The 21,628-nt window shown below is 35.0% G+C and carries 25 protein-coding genes; 3 read left to right on the forward strand and 22 right to left on the reverse strand.

Going from position 1 to position 21,628, the window contains the following annotated elements:
* Positions 1-57: 57 nt before the first annotated feature.
* Positions 58-1,224 carry a DUF4046 domain-containing protein gene (locus JFT89_RS09895; protein ID WP_201039876.1) on the reverse strand — a complete coding sequence of 389 codons (1,167 nt, stop codon included), beginning with the start codon at positions 1,222-1,224 and terminating at the stop codon, positions 58-60.
* Between the two features lie 144 nt (positions 1,225-1,368).
* Between JFT89_RS09895 and JFT89_RS09900 the strand changes: the two genes are divergently transcribed.
* Entirely contained in the window at positions 1,369-1,563 is a 195-nt protein-coding gene (locus tag JFT89_RS09900) for a sensor histidine kinase (RefSeq protein ID WP_201039877.1), read from the forward strand.
* A complete protein-coding gene (locus JFT89_RS09905) occupies positions 1,539-1,694 on the forward strand; it encodes a hypothetical protein (RefSeq protein WP_162617075.1) in 156 nt (51 codons plus the stop codon). The genes JFT89_RS09900 and JFT89_RS09905 overlap by 25 nt, the downstream gene beginning before the upstream one ends.
* Here JFT89_RS09905 and JFT89_RS09910 read toward each other — a convergent pair.
* The 14 genes from JFT89_RS09910 to cpaB form a co-directional block, all read right to left on the reverse strand.
* A complete protein-coding gene (locus JFT89_RS09910; RefSeq protein WP_033707488.1) occupies positions 1,687-1,929 on the reverse strand; it encodes a DUF3937 family protein in 243 nt (80 codons plus the stop codon). The genes JFT89_RS09905 and JFT89_RS09910 overlap by 8 nt on opposite strands.
* A 164-nt stretch (positions 1,930-2,093) precedes the next feature.
* Positions 2,094-2,717, reverse strand: coding sequence for a hypothetical protein (locus JFT89_RS09915; RefSeq protein ID WP_033707487.1), 624 nt, complete (start codon positions 2,715-2,717; stop codon positions 2,094-2,096).
* The gene (locus JFT89_RS09920) at positions 2,714-3,259 is read right to left on the reverse strand and encodes a hypothetical protein (protein WP_201039878.1); all 546 of its coding nucleotides are present in this window, start codon (positions 3,257-3,259) and stop codon (positions 2,714-2,716) included. The genes JFT89_RS09915 and JFT89_RS09920 overlap by 4 nt, the downstream gene beginning before the upstream one ends.
* 39 nt (positions 3,260-3,298) lie before the next feature.
* On the reverse strand, positions 3,299-5,224 hold the full coding sequence (locus JFT89_RS09925; RefSeq protein WP_033707485.1) for a WxL domain-containing protein: 1,926 nt from the start codon (positions 5,222-5,224) through the stop codon (positions 3,299-3,301).
* Positions 5,225-5,253: 29 nt separating this feature from the next.
* Complete coding sequence (locus JFT89_RS09930) at positions 5,254-6,339, reverse strand: DUF916 domain-containing protein (protein WP_201039879.1); 1,086 nt, start codon at positions 6,337-6,339, stop codon at positions 5,254-5,256.
* 73 nt (positions 6,340-6,412) lie between these two features.
* A complete protein-coding gene (locus JFT89_RS09935; protein ID WP_201039880.1) occupies positions 6,413-7,018 on the reverse strand; it encodes a WxL domain-containing protein in 606 nt (201 codons plus the stop codon).
* A 75-nt stretch (positions 7,019-7,093) separates the two neighbouring features.
* Positions 7,094-7,300 (reverse strand): hypothetical protein, encoded by a 207-nt coding sequence (locus JFT89_RS09940; RefSeq protein WP_002069495.1) that lies wholly within the window; start codon positions 7,298-7,300, stop codon positions 7,094-7,096.
* A gap of 67 nt (positions 7,301-7,367) precedes the next feature.
* Entirely contained in the window at positions 7,368-7,574 is a 207-nt protein-coding gene (locus tag JFT89_RS09945) for a hypothetical protein (RefSeq protein ID WP_002069494.1), read from the reverse strand.
* 71 nt (positions 7,575-7,645) lie between these two features.
* Positions 7,646-7,849 (reverse strand): hypothetical protein, encoded by a 204-nt coding sequence (locus tag JFT89_RS09950; protein ID WP_002069492.1) that lies wholly within the window; start codon positions 7,847-7,849, stop codon positions 7,646-7,648.
* Between the two features lie 42 nt (positions 7,850-7,891).
* Positions 7,892-8,758, reverse strand: a complete 867-nt coding sequence (locus JFT89_RS09955) for a hypothetical protein (protein ID WP_201039881.1) — start codon at positions 8,756-8,758, stop codon at positions 7,892-7,894.
* Position 8,759: 1 nt separating this feature from the next.
* Positions 8,760-9,692 (reverse strand): type II secretion system F family protein, encoded by a 933-nt coding sequence (locus JFT89_RS09960; RefSeq protein WP_201039882.1) that lies wholly within the window; start codon positions 9,690-9,692, stop codon positions 8,760-8,762.
* Entirely contained in the window at positions 9,685-11,118 is a 1,434-nt protein-coding gene (locus JFT89_RS09965) for a TadA family conjugal transfer-associated ATPase (protein ID WP_201039883.1), read from the reverse strand. Before JFT89_RS09965 ends, JFT89_RS09960 begins: the two co-directional genes overlap by 8 nt.
* A gap of 17 nt (positions 11,119-11,135) precedes the next feature.
* Positions 11,136-11,957 carry an AAA family ATPase gene (locus JFT89_RS09970; protein ID WP_016102695.1) on the reverse strand — a complete coding sequence of 274 codons (822 nt, stop codon included), beginning with the start codon at positions 11,955-11,957 and terminating at the stop codon, positions 11,136-11,138.
* 16 nt (positions 11,958-11,973) lie between these two features.
* Positions 11,974-12,834: a Flp pilus assembly protein CpaB gene (cpaB, locus tag JFT89_RS09975; RefSeq protein WP_002139727.1), complete on the reverse strand. Its 861-nt coding sequence runs from the start codon at positions 12,832-12,834 to the stop codon at positions 11,974-11,976.
* A 375-nt stretch (positions 12,835-13,209) separates the two neighbouring features.
* Here cpaB and JFT89_RS09980 point away from each other — a divergent pair, with 375 nt between their 5' ends.
* Complete coding sequence (locus JFT89_RS09980; protein WP_002166812.1) at positions 13,210-13,401, forward strand: hypothetical protein; 192 nt, start codon at positions 13,210-13,212, stop codon at positions 13,399-13,401.
* A gap of 183 nt (positions 13,402-13,584) precedes the next feature.
* On the opposite strand, the gene JFT89_RS09985 is transcribed toward JFT89_RS09980, so the two are convergent.
* From JFT89_RS09985 to JFT89_RS10015, 7 genes are all read right to left on the reverse strand, one after another.
* Positions 13,585-13,746, reverse strand: a complete 162-nt coding sequence (locus JFT89_RS09985) for a hypothetical protein (RefSeq protein WP_002166813.1) — start codon at positions 13,744-13,746, stop codon at positions 13,585-13,587.
* A 139-nt stretch (positions 13,747-13,885) separates the two neighbouring features.
* Positions 13,886-16,234 carry a hypothetical protein gene (locus tag JFT89_RS09990; protein WP_201039884.1) on the reverse strand — a complete coding sequence of 783 codons (2,349 nt, stop codon included), beginning with the start codon at positions 16,232-16,234 and terminating at the stop codon, positions 13,886-13,888.
* A 147-nt stretch (positions 16,235-16,381) separates the two neighbouring features.
* Positions 16,382-17,737, reverse strand: coding sequence for an S-layer homology domain-containing protein (locus JFT89_RS09995; RefSeq protein ID WP_201040019.1), 1,356 nt, complete (start codon positions 17,735-17,737; stop codon positions 16,382-16,384).
* Positions 17,738-17,932: 195 nt separating this feature from the next.
* The gene (locus tag JFT89_RS10000; protein WP_002166817.1) at positions 17,933-18,331 is read right to left on the reverse strand and encodes a DUF4320 family protein; all 399 of its coding nucleotides are present in this window, start codon (positions 18,329-18,331) and stop codon (positions 17,933-17,935) included.
* A 31-nt stretch (positions 18,332-18,362) separates the two neighbouring features.
* On the reverse strand, positions 18,363-18,812 hold the full coding sequence (locus JFT89_RS10005; RefSeq protein ID WP_016102700.1) for a hypothetical protein: 450 nt from the start codon (positions 18,810-18,812) through the stop codon (positions 18,363-18,365).
* Positions 18,813-18,828: 16 nt separating this feature from the next.
* On the reverse strand, positions 18,829-20,322 hold the full coding sequence (locus JFT89_RS10010) for a CpaE/TadZ family protein (protein ID WP_201039885.1): 1,494 nt from the start codon (positions 20,320-20,322) through the stop codon (positions 18,829-18,831).
* A 19-nt stretch (positions 20,323-20,341) separates the two neighbouring features.
* Entirely contained in the window at positions 20,342-21,295 is a 954-nt protein-coding gene (locus JFT89_RS10015; RefSeq protein ID WP_201039886.1) for a hypothetical protein, read from the reverse strand.
* Between the last annotated feature and the right edge of the window lie 333 nt (positions 21,296-21,628).

Below are 21,628 nucleotides of genomic sequence, written 5' to 3' on the forward strand. Positions count from 1 at the left end.
ATTTGTTGTAATTTGACTTGAGTTTCATTTATGCTAAGCTTTCATATTTTTTATAAATTAATTAGGATATAGTTCACTTAACATAGCATGTGGGTTCTTATTCCAAAATCTATCTAATGGGGTTCTTAATCCTTGATTAATTATCCATCTTCTACTATAGACCTTTATAAACTCTTCATTTGTTAACTTTTCTTTTTCCTCTATCGTCCATTTCAATGCTTCTAATGCCTTCTCCCTTGTCCAAAATCCACGAGGGGCCCTATTTAATTCCCATTCTTTAAACTTCCCTGGGTACAACTCGTGTAGCATGGCATATGGACTATTTTTCCAAAATCTATCTAATGGGGTTCTTAACCCTTGATTAATTATCCATCTTCTACTATAGACTTTTATAAGCTCTTCATTTGTTAACTTTTCTTTTTCCTCTATCGTCCATTTTAATGCCCCCAGTGCCTTTTTCTTTGTCCAGTAGTTTTTAGGTGTCTTCTGGAATTCCCACTCTTTGAAACATCCAGGATATAACTCATCTATCATACTAAATGGACTATCATTCCAATATCTCGCCAATGGGGTCCTTAAGCCTATTTCTGACAACCAAATTACACTAATTTTTTTTCTTATCTCCTCATTATTCATTTGTTTTCTTTCCTCTATCGTCCATTTCAATGCTTCCAACGCTTTTTTTCTTGTCCATAAACGACTAGGAGTTTTTTTAAAATCCCATTCCTTAAAATGGTCTGGATATAATTCATTTATCATTATGTAAGGACTATTTCCCCAAAAAATTTGGCAAGGTGAACTCAAATTATGCTTAGTTAACCACTGAATATTATAAACCTCCAATAATTTATTATCTGTTAACCTTTCTTTTTCTTCTATCGTCCATTTTAATGCTTCCAATGCCTTTTCCTTTGTCCAATAGTTTCTAGGTGTCATTTGAAATTCCCATTCTTTAAAACAATTCGGATAAACATCATTTATCATGGCATATGGGCTATCATGATATTTAACGCTAAGTACACCACCTAATTTATATTTAATAATTAATTGGGATTTCCAACTCTTAAGAATTGTTTTTTTATCCCTCTTTAAAACTTTTTCTATAAAATACTTAATTACACGTTTTGCTAGATTATTATCATAATCATCACTCCATGTACTTTTAGGAAATTGCTTTCTTTTACCTTCTAAAATTTCTTGATATATTTGTTCAATGCTATACATATTATTTACTCCTTTTGTTGTGCAAACAAAAAATCCATAAAATCATATACATTGTTATTAGATTCTTTAATCAGTTTCTATGATGATTTCCAAAAAGTACAAATAGAACCTATCATCCTTATTCCTGAGGAATAAATTTATATTATGGCGGATTCATCAGCTGTTAAACGTATAATTGAAAATTTAATTACCAATGCAATCAAGCATTCAAGTGAAGAGGTTACCATTCAACCTAATATAATGAATCCTGCTAAACAATTAAAAGAAGAAGAATTTCCTTTTCTTTTTGATCGCTTCTATAAAGTCGATCAAGCATGGAGAAAAAAGGTACAGATTTAGGTTTGCTTATTGCGAAAAGTCTAATGACAAAGATGGATGGTAATTTATCAGCAGAATTAATTGGTGATCAATTAAAGATGAAGTATGAATGGAAAAAAGGAACAATAATTACAAAAATCCCATCTATATAGATGTGTTTTCTCCTGGTGCATTTTTTGTAAATTCGTATAAGGCACATGCACCTAAAATAACGAGTATACCTTCAGGAGCATCTATTAGTATAGTTTTCCATGTGCCTGAGATTACTAGTTCATTACCTGTATAAGATGTAAAATATGCCTTAATATAACCTATAGTAAATTGCACAACACATAAACAAACATATAACCATAAGCCAAATCGAATCATTTTCTTATTTTTAAACATAAAACACCCCTTCTAATTAGATAAAAATATAAACCTTATTATCCTCATTCGAATTTAAAACCTTATATTATTATATTCGATTTTATTATAATAAGAATCTAGGTAAAGGGAATATGCAAAAATGCATATTCCCTTTACCTAGATTCTACCTTTGCTTATCTACATTATTTTAATGCAATCCATTCATAGCTTTTAAATTCTTTAGGCATCTTATCATACTTCAAACGTCCAGTTGTACAAAAAGAAGCAATCATCCATTGAATTAGGTTCATCTTTGCGTAAGGATCGATACAATCCTCAAACTTTTTTAACTGATAACCTGTACTATTTTTCTGCCAAATCACATACAGACGAAAATGTGTAGTAGTAACGAGTCTAGCCTTTGTTGTAACCTGCCACTTTGCAATTTTCGTTAAATCTTCTTTTACCTTTCTTTCGTACTCTTGTTTTACTACTTTATAACTCTTCTCTTTATTGATTAATCCATTAGAGAATTCAAAAGGCATTTGATGCACCTCATACACTGTTCCTTCTTCATCTCCTAAAATATTCGATTCTACTAGAAATATATTTTTTAGTTTTAACTGTTCCGTTAATTCTTTTCCGCTTTGATAAAATGGCTTTTTCATCTTCTGCAACAAAACAACCTGTACAATTAATCCGATAAGTAACGGATACGCTAGTACAAACACCATATTAATAAACATGTTTACAAGAAGTACTCCTACTATTGCAAATATTGTAAAGTAAATATACGTTTCTCTTTGATGAATGATTCTACTGTTCAAGCCAAGATACCTCCGTTTTGATATATAGTGAAAGCAGCATAAACAAGTGCTCCTAATAAAATAGAACAAGCCCCTGGAAAGCTCTGAATGAGCTGTATTTCTTTCTTTGGTAGTCTCGCACCAAATATAGAGGCAGCATGCTCTAATTGGTCTTTAATAGCTCCTGTAAACCCTAAAATCTTAATTAATCGATACAAACTGGCAATCCAAAAGAATAGTAAATGGAAAGCTGTTAATGTAATAGCGGTAAGCATAGCCGATTCTTCTACTACATTGCTAACATATAAAGCTACCACCACAAGCATTTTCGTATCACCAGGTGATGAAAATTTAAACGTCTCTAACAATAAACCACATGATAGAGCCATGACAAGTACAATCACAATCTCTTTCCCTGTTCGTATTCCAGCAAAATACGTTAATCCCAGACCAACTATTAAGAATAGTAAATGCCACATATTTTTTGTTTTTCTATATTTCAAGTCAGTAAATACATTCAGGATCATATACCCTATCAGTATTCCCATTATATATATGCCCATATTTTTCTCTCCTTGTTTCATTCATGTTTAGATGGATTATTAAGGTCCACTTATTAAAGACCAAGTGACCGTAGAAGTATAAGCAGCTTGCCTATTCTTCCCTACATAGGTTGTCCCTGGATCTAGCTGCAGTTCGAATGCATGCTGGCCAAAATCGATTTGATATTCTCCAATCGCTACTTCTTTTGGAGCCTGGATAATGGTGTGTGCCGCACCAGTATCAATAGGAGCATTTGGAACCTGTACAATAGGTTTTCCTGTCTCTGGCCCCTTTACCTTTGTTACACTCACTTGATTTTTCAAGTATAGAGAACCCTTTGGCAATTGTTTTGATATGTTCGACTCTCTAAAAGGTGATATAGTAACATTCAATCTCCATCCATCCGCTTGATTTCGACTATCATGAATCATGATTTTTCCTAAGGTACCAAATGAATTTTGTTTTTCTCCATTTAATTGGATCGGACTGAATTCCACACTTTTTGGTACAGTGAGCATGTCTACATGTCCTTTTTGTGTGGTAGAAACATGCTTTGTCGCACTTTTATTCCCAGCTTTATCTACTGTTCGGATATGTACATATTGCGGTTTCGCATAATCAGTCGGAAACTGAATACTAGTCTGATTTGTAAACTGAACGCCTTTTGCTTTATCGAGTGATATGTCCGGTTTGTCATTTACTACATATTCATACCCTTTCACACCACTTGTTACAGTAGCAGGAACCTCCTTAGAAAAGTCTGAAGCGCCATTCCTACCAACTCCACGAATTTTATAATGATAGATACTCCCTTCATCTTTCGCGGAATCATATGTTACTTTTGTTTCCTTTAGCTCTCTATTTTCTATTTGAAAACCTTCAGGTGTTGTTGGTGCTGCCTGATCCCTTGCTTCTTTATCTACATAGTCAGAAAGTCTACCTTTATATATTTGCTGATTCGCTCGGTATACTTCTGCTTCTGATGCATATCCCACTTTTAATTCATCCACATATGTAATCCCTTCTGAATACGCAAGCATATAAAACGTTACGCCTCGTTGCTCGGTAATATAAAAAGGATTATTTGCAACTTGGGTATTCATACTAAATGTAGACCATCCATTTATGTCTTTATTAGAATCATCCTTTGTGACCGTACGATTATTTGGTAATTGGATAGGTGCTGCCCATTTTCTTGTTTTTAAGCGGTCACCTTGTTTCATTGGAGTCATAATAGGACTATTTAATATTAACTTCCCCTGTCCAGAACCATCCTGATAAGGAATTACTTTATCTACCATCGGAGAATCTTGATACACATCTTTATTTATGTCCGAAGTTATATGTTTTCTATCCTTTGGTATGTTGGTGCCTGATTCTCTTTCCGGAAATAAAGCGATATTACTAATCTCTAATTCTTTCGAACCGGATGGCACATCTTTTAAAATAATAGCGTTGTAGTAATCAAACTCTCTCCCCGTTTCCCAACTTCCATCACCATAAAAGCTAATCTTTCCTAATCCTTGTGACTTTGCTTTAAAGGTAGCGGAAATATAAGCATTATTAGGGACGTTTAACCTCTTAAAAACAGCGATAGAATCTGTTTTAACCGTATAGGGATATAAGACTCGATTCCCTCCTAATTTTGTATCAAATACTTTGTATCCGCTGGTATCTGCACCATTTGGATAAAAGACTTCTGATTGTAAACTTTGATTCCCATTCCCATAAAATTCTCCCCAACCATTCATTAAATTGACATCTTTAGGGTTATTAAAATCAATTCTCCATAGTACATCTTGATCTAAGATATCAATTGCCCATTCCAATTTGACCTCATTCTCTTTTCCACTTGCAGTGAGTGTTGGAATACCATTCTGCTGGCTTACTGTGTGATCAGCTAATATAGTGTTATCTTTTATACCTATAAATAAGCATGCGGCGGTTAAAAGCATGACCGAAGTGAAAATCTTCCCCCGTTTCACCCTATCCTCTCCTTTCACTTCTTTCGTATTTATGAGGCTTTTTGTTCTTCTCTCTGTTTAGAATGCTTCTTTCTCCACCATACAAATACAAATATTGAAATGATTACGATTACAATACCAGCCACTATCATATATGTTTGATTAGAATACGTCGGTAACACCTTTACTGCACCTGTTTGTTCCGCGTACTCTGTCACATTAGAAGCAGTTATCTGGAATTCTTCTGTATATATTTTTGGTACACCATTCTCTTTTATTGTGACTTTTAGCATATACTTTCCATCTTTGTACTCTTTCGCTTTCCATGGAATAGCCAATCCTACCTTGGATTTCGGTGCAACATTAAATGCTGGTATATTCCCACGAAATAGGACATTATCCTTAGATAAAACTTCATAAGAAACAGTCACATCCCTCACGATATTTGCATTTGTATTTTGAATAAGTGCATGCACTTGTGGTTGTATTGGATACGATTCAACGGCTGTGCCATTTAGCTTTAGAGATGAGTTATTAGCTGAATTTTCAGTCTTATATACATTCAATTGTATCGCTACCGCATATTCGATACGGTTATGTACAGAGAAGTTCAGTCCATCTTTTTCAAAATCCTGTGATTTTGTATCTTGTACTAATTCAAACAATAATCCGCCCAAAAATACTCCATCTTGATTAGGTGTCGTTAGTTGTACCTCTATAGTCTTCGCTTGATTACCTTCTAAAGTAACAGCGGAAGGAGTTTGCACATACTGATCCATATAAAAATTTGTATCCATTAACGTACTTTGTGAAACCTCACGGTTTGGCACATACATAATACCTCCGTTTGTAGAGGTGAGAGCATTGGCCACTTTTACATTCACTTTGATCGGAGTATTAGCTTTATTGTGTACATCCATTTTCACTGTTTGGTTCTGTTTCTTATTCACCTGTAAAGTAAAATAGTTTTTGATATCGCCTATCTGATTATCTGGAACATGAATTTTTACATCAAATGGTAGACTATCTTGTTTTTCTTCTGCATAAACAAGCTGAAAAGGTTTTAGGCTTAGACTTAAAATGAATATAATAGCCACCAATATACTAATAAAAATTTTATATGCATAGTCTTTCATTTTGCCCCTTCTTTCTATGTACAGAAGAGAACCATATCTATAATATGAATCTCTTCTGCATGATCATTACTAATTAAGGTCCTGTTACAATGGAATAGGTAAGTTTCGACTCATACGATGTAGCACCAGCCTTATTCTCTACATATGTACTATGAGGGTTTAATGTTAAAGCCATTGACTTATCATTAAATGCTACATTATATTTCCCCATACCTTCATCTTTTTTCGCACTTAAAATCGTAACTTGATTATCTGTATCTATAATAAAGTTAGCCGTTTTAAACTCCGGATTTGGTGAACTCGTCCCTCCTACTTTCGTAATAGCAGCACCGCCACTATTTAAGACTAGAGATCCTTTTGGAAGTGTTCGATTTGATTTCGCATCACCATTTACCTTAAATTGGTCTGCTTTTACATTAATTCTCCAGCCATTTCCTGAACCCGTCGCATCTGTTACTGTAAGCACACCAGGATTGGCATTTGTCACTTGTGTTTCTCCACTTAGTGTTACAGCGTTAAAGTTACTCACTGGTGTAACGGCAATGTTATGTTCGCCACCCGTAATACTTTGTGTTAATTTCGTCTCAGCTGTTGCTTCTGCACTTGCAGGTGTTCCCATTACTGACATACCAAGAGCAATTGTTGCTAAAGTAGGAATCATTACTTTACTAAATTTCATCATAATACCTCCTAATTTTTATTTTATAGAAGGAGCCACATGATACGTGACTCCCCCTATATACAACCTTAAAGCTTATTTTTTATTCCATGAATCTACATCTGCATTGCTTGATGCTTTTGTGAATCGAGCTAGAATTGTGTCATATCCACCTTGGATTGCTTTCCATACAAACGGTCCAATGACTAGTACAATAATTACCGCTAACGCGATTAACATACCGTTTTCTGATGATAGCTGTGAATCCTCATTTTTTAACCAACTTTTCATTTTCGTTAACATTTCATTTTGCTCCTTTATATATCAATTTTAGGAATCTACTAAGATAAGAGTTTATCTAATTAAAATTTTATTTCTTGTTCCAAGAATCTACATCTGCATTGCTTGATGCTTTTGTGAATCGTGCCAGAATCGTATCATAACCACCTTGGATTGCTTTCCATACAAATGGTCCAATGACTAGTACAATAATTACCGCTAACGCGATTAACATACCGTTTTCTGATGACAACTGTGAATCTTCGTTTTTTAACCAATTTTTCGTTTTTACTAACATTTTATTTTTGCCCCTTTATATATCGATTTTAGGAAACTACTAGGATAAGAATTTACCTAATTAAAATTTTATTACTTGTTCCAAGAATCCACATTTGCATTGCTTGATGCTTTTGTGAATCGAGATAGAATTGTTTCATAACCACCTTGGATTGCTTTCCATACAAACGGTCCAATGACTAGTACAATAATTACCGCTAAAGCGATTAGCATACCGTTTTCTGATGATAATTGTGAGTCTTCATTTTTTAACCAATTCTTCATTTTCGCTAACATGTGTTTTGCTCCTTTACCTATTCCATTTGGGATAATATCTTTTTATAAACTTGCAAATCCTTGTGATAAGGATTGAATAACAATGACCATCGGATACATAACGATACAACCAATAACCGCAACGTTAAATTTATTCATTTCCATTGGTTTATCTTGAATCAGACGGTTGTAGTTCTCATGTTTTAATTCACGCATCATTTTGATTTGCGAATCCATAATACGAAGACTTTGTACCTTGTCCGTTTTTTGCGCTTGTTGCAACGCAATCGTAAAGGCATTTACTTCTGGACTATTTAAAGCTGCTGCGAAGTTCCTAAACGGTTGATCCGAGCCCGCATACATTTCTAATTCTGCTGTAAGAGTAGATACATACGGACTAAGATGTCTCCCTGCATATATCTGTGCCTTTTTTACTGCTTCTAATGTTGTATGTGTCTTTAACAACTGCAGCAACGGAATTAAATACTCCGGTAATTCAAACTTCCTTGCTTCTATCGCCTGCTTCATTTTTCTCTTTAATAAGTAGTCTGGATAGAAGTAAAGGAATGGCGAAATTAAAACACCTACTTTAAATAAGTAGTAATCATGAAATACACTACAAATTAGGAAAACAGAGGTGAAAATGATGGGATACGCAACCTTCATTTTCAAATATTCTTCTGGTTTCGTATCCAAGCCAGCTTCCTCTAATTTTTTCTGAATCTGCTCTTTCTTTTCTTCTGTTAGATACTTATGTGATAACGATTGAAAAGGAGCAAGCATCATTTGATTCAAATTCTTCTTTTCAATACGCTTCGCATTTTCTACATAATGAGTAAGTACACTCTCACTGTCTTTTTTACTTTGTAGAAAGGTGGAGAATACCCAGTACATGACAACAAATATGACTAAACCTAAAAACACAGCCATCTTATTCCCCCCTTTCTGTCGGGTTATAATTTGCAATTTTTTCTACACGTGTTGCTAGGAAAAATACAATAAACATATTGACTGTTAATGCAATTTTCCCCATCATAGAACCTGCCAAAAATCCATATGCCTCTTTTGACATCAACATAATGACAATCGGCATTGCGATGACTATTAAGCAGTTCTGTACAAAAGCACGTTGCGCTTGGGACAAACTAGAACGCAATCTTGCCAGGTATAGCTTTTGTTTTTCGAAATCTTCTGCAATATCTAGTAAGACTTGCACTGAATTTGCTCCACCTTCTCGGCTACATACTTCCAACATTTCGTGGAAGAAAACCAATTCTCTAAAGTTAAAGGTTTCATTAAACCCTCTAAATGCACGATGCATCGTGGTTCCACCTTCTAATAAAAGAGAAACTTTTTCTATTTCTTCTTGAATACTTTCATGCATCATCGGTTTCACCTGAAGTAACACGCGTTTTGCGTTATTACTAATTTGAAGTTCATTTGCTACAGCCTTCATATAGATAGAAAGACGATCTATGACAACTAAGTAATAACGTTTTTTTCTACGATAGAGAAGAAACCTCGGAACTAAAAATCCACATAAAGCGGAAATCAGTGTAAAAGGATCTCTTCCAAAAGAGAAGTAGAATACAGCTGCAATACTCATGCCTGAAAGTACCGTATATACCCAGTACATACTTTTCGTCAGTTTCCACTCGTACTTTTGGGCTTCCTGGATAACGGATTGTGGAAGATACATCCGTATTCCTTTGATATTCCGCAATTCTAAGCGTCTTTCTTCTTTCTCATTTTCTTGTACAAATTGGGAAAGGGCAGAACCCTTAGATTTTGTGAAAAGTAAAACTAACAATAGTACACTCATGAATATGAGGAAGATACATCCATAAGCTAACAAACTATGCATACTGCACCTCCTGTTGTGAAAGGAATGGTGCATAAAGAGCTGGATTTACAGTAGAAGAACGGAACTTCCTTTCCATATCAGCCGACATAGTCGCTGTAGTGATATGATCTCCATGAATCTTTCCTACTCTCTCATTCATTTCATCGTGTTCCTCATATGTCGGGATAAACAGAGAAAGCTGATTGAACTGTATATCATCTTGATAATCCAACAGTTCAATCATCTCTGTAATATAACGATTTCCATCATCTTTCTTCTCTAAAAAGACAATCACATCAAATGTCTGCGAAATTAATTCATATAAATACTGGGCGTCAATATTTGCACCACTTTGCAGACACATGAGCATTAAACGTCTAACTGCTTCTTTTGCACTTCTTGCATGGACAGAAGTAAAACCAGGGTGTCCTGTTTGGAAGAAGTTCAGCATTTTTAATGCTTCTTTCCCCCTTGATTCCCCTACTATTAATCGCTTTGGTCCTTGTCGTAACGCATTTGTTAGCAATCTATCAAAGTCAATTGCATTCTCTTCTACTTCCGATGCCCTACACTGCATCGGAACAAAATGATGTTCTGGAAAAATACGATGCAAATATAATTCAGGGTTATCTTCTACTACGAGAGTACGTTCTTTCTTTTTCCCTTTCGGAATATGAGAAGCAAGATATTTCATAAACTCTGACTTCCCTGTACCTGTTGCTCCCGCCACTAAAATATTCATTTTGGCTTTCACGGCTGCGGCCAAAAAATCCAACATCTCTCTCGATGCTTGATTTGTAGATAACATACGCTCTTCAGAGGCACGAAGATGATCCGCATTCTTACGAATCGTTATCGTTGTTCCTAGTCCCCCAAGTTCATCTAACGCAATATTTATACGTATATACGGAAATACACAATCTACATATGGCTTTGCTGTATTTAATGATTCTGACGTACTGTTTACCATCTTGTAGGCTAAAGCTTTGACTTCTTCTTCCGTTTCAAATCGGTAAGGAAATGTACATTCTCCCTCCCCAATTTTTTCGTAAATAATCTCTTTTGTGCCATTTATATAAATATCGGTTACGTCCTTATCCTCTTTCAAAGACTCTATAATCCCGAATCCCACAATGTCATCACATACCATGTTTAATAACTGATCCGAAGGAACATCTGCGATAACAACTTGATTACTTAACAAAAAGTTTTTAATGATCGTTTCTACAGCAGCTCTCTTCTCCTTATTCATAAAGGACTCACTTAAAATATCACGATGTTCTTTTACTAAAAACGCACGAATTTCATCCGTTATATCTTTAATTTGTTGAGCTGTAGTCGTCCCTAATTTCCGAGCCGATTTGGAACGAATCATATAACCAAAATGGTATAAATCTACTCGATTTCGTTTTAAGGCCACTTGTTTTGCCTGTAAATAACCCCACATACTACTAACCTCCCCTTTTAATTTCGAAAACCAAAGATACCCTTTTTCATAGAGGATGTATGCTGGGATGCAATATCAAGACCAGCTGCTTCCATAATGTGATGGACCTTTGTATTAATTTGTGGGGAACCAATCTGCATTCCCCATTCGTAACTTGTACGATCTCTATCATATGGAATGGTCACCGCAATTTTTTGAGAAGAAAGCTTTTCAATATCTTCTACATAATTCTCATCCCCCATGTTCAAAACATGAATCATACGAGGTAATGTCAGCTTCGTTTCTTCTATCAACTGCAATTCTTGCTTAATTGCTAAAGCACCACGAGGATTACTATTTAGCACATGAACCACAATATCTGATTGATATAAGATTGGGTAACTCAGTACCTCTGATAATTCAGTTGGTACAGATAGAATGATGTAATCGTATTCTGTGGCTACAAGCGATTCGATGAATGTTGTTACAAATAATTCTTTGTTTTGAATCTCAGGGAAGTGAGCCATGTTATATCCTGATGGAAATACCAGAAAATCCATCTTATCGTGCAATTTTTGTATCAACCTTGGATTCAATTTTTTCTCTACCAAATCTTGTTTTGTACAAATATACTGCAAGAGATTGTACTCATTTTCTTTTTTAACAAGCTCTAATATATTTTTGCTGTCATGGGTAAGACCTGTTCCAACTGCAAAACTCGGCCTTACTTGGTCTGCTTCTACATACAGCACCTTTTTCCCTAAATGAGCTAACTCATTTGCCATCGCAATACTTAACGTGCTTTTCCCTACATTTTCGTTTGTCGCATAAAAAGCAACCATTCTGACTTGCCGCTCCATCTTAATACCCCCTTTCTTATTTGGATTCGTTCAGATACTGTGCAACATATTCTTTTACATTTTTAGAAATTGGATTGGTTGAATGTTTCTCTACATAATCTAAAATGTTCTTCTGATCAGATATTTGCGAGAACCCTTCTGCTGGTTGTAATTCTTTCCCTGTTTGTTCTACCTTTTGTCCGACTGCAACAGGAATCACATCTCCAAGCATTTTCGCACGATTTAAGTATTGGAGTTGTTCTGGTGAAACAGCTAATGTATATAAACGAGTTACCTTCGGTTTTTGTTTCCCCTCTTGTTCCTCTTTTGATTCTTTCTTTTCTAACACGAATGCATCTTCTGTATTACTATCTTTTGCAGCCGTAACACGTACACGTTGGAAAAGACCACCGAATACAACCTTCTCATTGTCTCCTTCTTTCACAACCTGTTTGAAATACAAGTCCACGTATGTGTTAGGAATAATACTATTCCCGGAACTTGTTTCAAGATCAACGAGTAATGGGAAAGCAACTTCTTCATTTTTTAGGTTTAATATTGCAGAGTCTGGTAACTCTTCTTTCTTTACCACTTTATTTTTGAAGAGATAGCTATTTTCTGTAATGGGTTGCCCATCATTTGTCCATTTTCCTACGACCTCTTTCTTACTCACGCGTAATGCATTGGGTGGAATGGAATCACCAGGTAATGTGCGTTCAACTAGCATATCCTCTTTAATCTCTGTATGAGCGGGTATATCCTTTGCGGCTACGACAATCTTTGTTGGTTTTACTGCATTCTCCACTGCAAAATGATTGTATCCATAGATACCAGCGACTGTTGCAGCGGCAAGACCAACCGCAGCAATCTGCTTCTTTTGAAACTTAGATGGCTTCAATGTTTGTGTTCCTCCTTATGTAGCCTTTAAACGCAAAAAAAGGACACACCTATGGCATAATGCGCCTTAGGTGTGTCCTTTTAGCTAATCTAAAGTCTATATGAAAATGTTGGATTTGCTTTCTTTAATATTACAATTTCAATATTATGATATATATGGTTTTATGTCAATCATTTCTAAAAAAATATCTGTTTTTTCTATATAAAAGTACATATTATATAAATCAAAAAACCCAAAAAAACGTTGTCATATCAAGGTTTTTAAGCTATTGAACATCTCGTAAATATGATATAATATATGTAACGTAACTGAATATTTTAGGGTGGTCGGTTGCTATCCTTTCTCTTTCATTTTATGGAGAAAGGAGGTGACCGTATGGATATACTTTTCACTATAGCAATTGAAATTGTAAAAGTTATTGCTAGAGAAGTCGCTGTATTTTTTGCAAAACGGGTAGGTAAATTCCTATCAAAGTCTTGGAAACAAATACTAAAAAAGCGACGAAAAACGAAAAGAACCACCCACAATGCCTGCAAGCGTGTGAAGGGCGGTTCTAAGAAAAAATAAACTTTTTTAGCAACCATCCACCTTGCGGTAGCAGTTACATAAGGCGAGATGTTGAAGCATCTCGTCTTTATTAGTTTATGCAAAAACTATCTTTGTAATACTTCTACACATATTATAACATCAACTATGGTCCATGTCATGTCTCTGCATCCACTATAGTGGATGAAATAAATAAAATTACTTCTAAAACGAAATCAATTTTGTTCCTGTTTCAAAATACTTTGCAGGAGCATAGCTTTTCCCATCACGATCCTGAAATTCACTGCCAATGCACAGAGATACAATCATTGCGACAACCCCGATGAAAATTGCACGTCTCACACGTTGTTTTTTCTTTTTGTCCATTCCAAATTCCCCTTTCTACGAAAAAAAGGCACATCCCATTAAGGGATGTGCCTTTGGTTTGTCCATTCAGCTACTAGTTTAAGATGGATATATTATTGTGTTAATTCAACTTATTATACAATACTACTTAACTACTTAACTAATTTCTATTCTTCATATAGTACCAGTCTGACAGGTCAGTAATAATATGTTCCTTTCCTGCCCAGTTCCATCCTGGTGTTTGTACAGGGAATGGAAGATCTGCAAGCACATCTCTATCTACAAAATCATCGTATGCTGCGCCTTTGATTTCTACTTGATTTGTCATACATAAACTCATTTCATTAATTCCCGCAGGGGGTGTTTCAACTGTAAAATTATATTTACCATCTTTCTTTTTCAATGGTGCGTACCATTTGCGTCCCCCATCAATCATCTTTTCCTGTCCATCCCAATATAGAGACTTAGTCGGTCTTTTACTATCAAATACAAGACCTGTTATTTCAGACAAATACATATTTTTAAGTAGGAATTTCGATGTCAATCCATTATTAGAAACACGCTCCAAATCTTGTGTAGTTTTTAATCCTTCATCGGCGAAAGGATATTGCGCCGTTGCTTCTGTAAACACACCAGGGTAATTTGCATTCCAATCATTTTTGTATTTTCCGTTTACTTCATAAGTGAATCCATATCCACTATGAAGCTTAGAAGGTACTAGATTATCAATACTTCCACTTAATGTTTCATAATACATTTCTCCAACTGTATCATCTTTAGAAACACGCTCACTGACTGTCTCTACCACACTTTTTACGCTAGTTACACCACACATCCCTTTTTCATGTGATGGTGCATAGATAGCTGTTTTAATAGGATTATTTTTGTATGTGGTTTCTTCTATATCTATACGATTACCAGCAGGGTTAATTTCCGCCTGAATTGTTCCTTTCCCTTTATGCTGCCAATCAAAATTCAATGTTTTCTTTTCTCCCTCTGTTAGTCTTATCTTTTGTGAAGCCACTTGTTGCCCATTATGTTTTAACACCACAACTGTTTCAGGATTCACATATTTTTCTTCTAATCCATCTAACTTCTTAATTTTTTTCTTCTCTTTATCTAGCTTCTCTCTTGCCTTATCTAACCTACCCGCAGCGTTGTCTAGTCTATTCTCTTCCCATGAGCAGTCCCTATCATAATAGTGGTGATTTCCTTCCGCATCTATTTCATGAATAGGATCACGACGGCAATAACTTAGACTTGATTGAGCGCTATCACTATCTGATTCAGTGCTATTTACTTCCTGCTGAGACTTATTAATGTTGTTATTTACCTTCGTTCTATATTCGTCACGTTCTTGTTTAAAGTTATCACGTGATACATCTACCCTTGTTTTAATATTCTTTCCTTCTCTTGCTGTTTCACCTTCAATTCGGTCAGCCGAGAAATCAATTTTAAATTTGTAATCATCTTCATTGCCTGGATCTGGGTTAGGTGTAACCTCTGTACCACAGTTACCATCCACATTAAAGTTGACTGTTTTCTCAATTGAATCCCTTTGAACAGCGTCAGTAACTTTGATTTTTGCAGTATAACGCCCGCACATTTGCGGCTGCCAGCTTACATCTGCTTTAGTAAAATTCCCTGCATCGCCTTCATTTGGTTTATCATTATTTTTTTGTGGATTCGAACGTAGATAATTTTCTTGGTGATGCACTGTTTCACCATCTTTTGTAATGTCTAGCATCCATTTCACACGATTTCGTTCACCAGCAGCTTTTTGATAAGGATTTACAGTTGTTCCATTTAGATCTCGGTCATTATAACCCTTATTTTTACTTACATACTCAAAACCGTTAAATGTAAATTTTACTGGGACATTCTTTGCACCACTAGAAGCTTTAAAATCTTCAATTTCAGGAATACTTGTACGTACATACCATAAGTTATATTTATTAACATCATCTACAGCACCAGACCCTGCATATCCGCCAGAAAGATAAGCTAAGTCACGAATCCAATAAAACTTTCCTAAAGATTCATTGGAACTTTTAAACCTTATAATGTTATGTTTCCCCATATTTATTAAAACAAAGTCTGGATTCCCCCAATATTTATCTTTAATAACAGACTTACTCACGTGTTCAACTTCTGTTACCATACGATCACCAGCTGGAACTGGACCGTTAATGTATCCATCATTTGCAATACGAATGTAAGGTTCTGACCTATCTTCACTTTGGACCAGATTTTCCCACGGATTATCCCAATTAAACGAACCGTTATACACTGCTGGAAAATGTAAATCTGCTCTATATAATAATTGTTCAGATTTATATCCACTTCCAGGTCTAAGTAATTTCCCTTTCAATTGTAATTCGTCTGATATTAAAGACGTAGTTTCATTTCCATCATAAAATGGTACATCACTATTCCCCGCACTTGCTACTGATGGCAATGCCAACATTAAAGAGGTACAAGTTAACAATAACCTTTTTCGCATTCTCATAAAATTTTCCTCCTTAAACGCAAAAAAAGGACAAACCTGTACCTTGGGAAGGTACGTAAGGTTTGTCCTTTACGTATTTATTAATAATTATTATATTAATTTTATACAATTATACGATATTAAATTTCAAATGTAAACACTAAAAAATTATTTAGGCTCTACTTCCACATACATTGTATGCTCTGCTGTTGAATGTCCCACACGAACCTTATAATTACCTTTTTCATAATTGTTAATTGCCTGTGCATCAACTGTTTCTTGAATTTCCTTGTCTAAATTCAAACCGCTCATAAAAGTTACCCATTTCTTTGTTAATTCTACAGTCGCCTCGTTATTATCAAGGAATAGAATTTTAAAGTCATTTCCACCGCCTACCACAACAAATTGCGCTCCAATTGTACCTTCTGGTAAGTACATATTTTTATCTACTATGTAGACACCACCTAAAAGACTATCATATTTTAGATTAGTATTATACTTACTGTTAATACCTTTTAAGATATTTTGCGCATCAGAAGATAGCTGTTTTTTGACCGTAGGATTTTCTAACGCTTCAGGGAAATATTTGAAATCTTCAGATGCAATATTCACATCTAAGCCCTCCGGTAATTTAGGTGTCTCAGGCTTCACTTCTGGTTTTTCCTCTGGTTTCGTTTCAGGTTTTGGTTTTGGGTCTGGCTTCACTTCTGGCTTTTCCTCTGGTTTTGTTTCAGGTTTCGGGTCTGGCTTCACTTCTGGCTTTTCCTCTGGTTTTGTTTCAGGTTTCGGGTCTGGCTTCACCTCTGGTTTTTCTTCTGGTTTTGTTTCTTTTTCGATTACATTAATAGAGTTATATAGGAACTGACTGTATTGCTCACGAGTTACATGCATTTGTGGTGAATACATATTTCCTCCTGTACCAGAAGTAACACCATTCTCTTCTAAAGCATTAATTGCGTTATACGCCCAAGAGTTTTTATCAACATCTTTAAATGAAGTTGTAGTTGTCGCCTTAAATTTAAAAGCATTAGTAAGTACCTGTGCCATTTGTTCACGAGTTAAAATGTCATCTGGACCATATTTCCCTTCACCGTAACCACTTACCAGACCAGCTTTCGCAAGTGCTAAGATTTCTTTTTCAAACATGTGTCCTTTAATATCAGTAAATGGATTTTTGAAACTAGCATCTGCATCTGCTGGTTTTACGTATGCGTAAATCATACGAGCAACCTGTCCACGAGTTACATTGTCACCAAAACCAAACTGTCCATTTCCGTATCCTGCTACTACTTTACGGTTTGCTAAATCATAGATTGCTTTAGTAGACCAGTGATTAGCTGGAACATCATTGAATTTTAAAGAATCTGTGTTATCAGCCTTAGCAGTAAATGCTCCTGCTCCTAATAGTGATGTACCCATAATTGTTAGTGCTGTTGCTGTTTTTAAAAATTTGTTAGCCATTGTTTGTTCCTCCGAATATATTAGTTTTTTTATAGATTCTCTTATTGTACCTAAATTAAACATAAAATCTAGATGTTTTAACATATTAATTATTTGATTAGCGTTTTTTTATAACCGCTGTTCTATATGGAAAATATCACCATATAAAAATAGGCTTGTAAAGTATTTTTATATATTTATTTTTAAATATATTTTTCTAGCAAAAAAACTACACTTTTCTCAGCATAGTTTTCTTACCAGATTCATATTATGTCTGCTCTATTCACGAAAGAATACTTTTCCTACTCCTTCACGATTGCTCCAAATTGGCGCTTTTACTCCGTCAACACCAATCAATTTAAATATATAAAACTGATGCTCCGATTTAATCTTAAAATAAAGAGGTTGGTTACGATCTACTCGTCCTTTTGTAAATTCATATTTCCATCCATCCATATTATCTGCCTTCATCTTTTTCTCAATATCAGGGATTAAATCTACATTTTCCCCATTATAACTATATTGAAATCCGCCTGTTCTTTCAGCTAACTCTATCGTATTAGAAGCAAAATTATGCGCTTTGACCAATTGAATACCATATAGTACGCCTTCCGGGATTAAAGAGATAAAGAATAGAAAAAGAGTTAATAATAGAGCTGTTGTTACGGTATTTTGCATACTGGTTCACTCCTTACAGTTCTTGGCCCTATTATTTTATGTTTCCTCCAGGTTGTTTTTTATCAGAGGTAGACTCAAAAATATAGATGTTTCGTGCTTTACTTTTAATTGTTCCTTTGTTTTCATCAAATTGTTTTAGATAGCTCTTTGCATCCACATTTCCCTCAACTGCAATCATTGCTGGCTTGTCCTGGATAACATGAACAGAAAAATCACGCTTTGACGCAGGGTCTTTGAATGCCGCATTCTGCTTGTACGCTTGCTCGAACTCTTTCTTTGCTAGTTCTGGATCAATGGCTATTTCTTCCTCAGCACGTAAAGTACCGACTTTTACTGATTTATATAAGGCAGTATTGTTCCCTTTCTTTAATGCAGCCTTATTGTCAGTATGTGTTGTATCCCCAATCACCATATCTGTTACAAAGAAAAGACAGCCTATGAATAAAAGTAGCGCACCTGCAGCTATTATAAATTTTTGCATTTTTTATCATCCCTTCTTAATTTTCGGTCTTTCGGAAACGAAATCCACTTAATATAGAACTTTTCTTCTGGTTCAGCAATTCGTTTGGTAGTAATAACTCTGCTATCTTCTTCATTATTCCTTCTAACTCTCTATAATAGTTTCGACTTGACAGTAACGTACTACTATTCAACTGTGCTTCAAATACATCCTCAATTCCATAAGGTGGTATGGCTGCTAATAACTTCTGCCCTAAACACTCTTCCACTACCTCGTGTTTCAACAATGATGATGAAAACTTATTCCCAATTACTTTTGTTTTCTCTAATGCTAAGTAGGAAACTAACTTTCTTTCTTTTTGCGTAAGAGGGTGTGCTATCTTTAACATTTGATGAAGATCTGGCTCCGCTACAAAGAATATGTAATCAGCCATTTCGCATATCTCATGGTATAAATCTTTGTCCCAATCATTCCCTGCATCAATAATAGAAATAGGTGCTTCTTGGTTCCCCAATAAGACCTTAATAAAATGGTCAAAGTCCTGCTCTGTTTCATTTTTTAATTCTTGGTCTACAATAGGATTCTTTACGATAAAGTTTATTTTTCCTTGCTTCCACTTTGGAATCGATAATATATCGGATTCCTTCTGTAACATCTCTTTATAGCGCTGTAACATGAACTCGCTGCGATAATTTTCTGGTGCTTCTGTGTAGCCCTTTAATAGTGGATACGTATATCCCTCATCGTATAGATTCTCTATATAGTTCACATCAATCTGTAGTTCATTCAAATAGGCAGCTAGGAGATGTGAAACAAAAGTAGCTCCACTTCTCCTATTCATACTGGCCACAACAATTGTTTTCCTTGGAATTGCTATACCAATCTGCTTCTCATATACAGGTTCAAACGATAATTTATATTGCTTTTTAATGATGGGTGCTTTTACCGTTTCCTCTTGTACAGACTTACGTTTTTGTTTGTTTTTAAATATTTTTGACTTAGAGGCAGGTTCATCATTGCTTCCTTCCTCCTCATCACTTCGCACTTCCTCTTCTTCCTCAGCAGGAATGTCCGGTAATTTCGTTTGTTGCGGTGCCTGACTTGCTCCAACAATCTCGGCTACATTCTTAATATCCGACTCCTGTAGCAACTGCGGGATGACTTTATTATCAATATCAATTCTACGAGAGTTGAAAATGTCATAGATACCTAGATAAATCAGTTTCGCTAAAAACTCATCATCATTTTCACGTTCTGTAAAAACTACAATACGAATATCTCGATTAAAACGTATATCCCTTAACTTCTGTAAGATAATCAATTCACGTTTATCTTCCTGTCCCGCATCAATATTTAATCGTTTGTCATTAATACATAGAATCTCGGGTTGTTCCGTATCTAGAATTTCATCTAGATATTTAATATGCATCACATCACTATCAGCCACTTCAAATCCCGCGCCAACAAAATCTTCTCGTAAATATGCCGTATATACAGTATCACTGATGGCTAATACAATTTTTTTGACCATGGTAGACCTCCTTTAACTTTTAGCGTTGGATTAAAATCATGTTTTCAATTGGAATTTGCGCCTGTTGATGAATCTTCCCAAAAATCTCATTCAGAATATACTCCACTTCAACTTGTTCCAATGGTCGTGGTGCCTCAAAATCAGAATTAAGTTTTATTCGTATTTCCAGTCGATCTTGAATTTCATTTAATGGTGTATCGAGATAAAGAATTCTGTAGTATAAAACACCATCTTCAATGCTTTTTTGAATCATATCTCTTGTTTGATGAATAAATGTAACCTCTGCAAGCTCAATGAAAGGATTGTCTATCGTTACTCCGCTATTCCAAGTTAGATTCCAAATCTCACAATGTTCTTCCGCATGCACAACAACTCCATTTACTGAAGGCGTAATTGCAAAAAGACGATCTACAGGAACTTTAGTTAAAGTAGTGGTATCCCCATTTACTAGTTCCAATCCTTTTTCCAATCGTTCGTGTTCAAACGCACATTCAGCGCCAGCAAATGCAATTTCGCAAAATACTTGTTCTAGTAATGGACGAATCCCCTCAAATGTTCGTATTGCAAATACACTAAATTCCTGTGTTTCATCTGTTCGAATGATTTCATATAATTCAAACTCAGAAGCATTTACTAAAGCAAAAGGAATATCTTTAATAAGATTCGAATCAGTATAAAGCTCCTCTGGAATGTGGGTTTCAGGATGATGTACAAACTCAAGGCATAGTTGATATCCTTTTAAAAATGCATTCTTGGCTGCTGCTGGGAATAGAGTTTCAAAGCGCTTTACATTGTTCTTAAATTTCTTTTCTTCAACTTCGTTATTAAACTCCCTTTCTTGTAGGATATTAGCTTTGTTACCTAACAATAAAAAGTAATGACTAATGATACGACTAATACTTTCTTCAAACGTTGAATTATCCTCACAATACTTTGCAAATCTCTCTTTACTCATGCTTACAATTTCATTCATAGTTCTGATTTCTCCCTTTCAAATGTTATTAATACATAAAAAAAGACACACCGATGGCAGGTTATGTGCCTTCGGTGTGTCCGTTTAGCTAAAGAACGCATCTATTAATTTGTATATTTCTCTTAGTGAATTGTTGTTCATGTATAAGAATACATCTCTGAATTTTAAAAGTCAACAGTTTCAAAAAATTATAATGCTAATATATTCACTTTTATTTTTCTTATTTTTTATGTATCTAATCTAAAGAAAACAATATTTCAAATAAAAATATATTCAAGTATTTTATATAAACAATACAAGAATCATATATAACTAAACTCAATTATTAGATAT

The organism is Bacillus sp. TH25 (assembly GCF_016650935.1).
Taxonomy (GTDB): Bacteria; Bacillota; Bacilli; order Bacillales; family Bacillaceae_G; genus Bacillus_A; species Bacillus_A mycoides.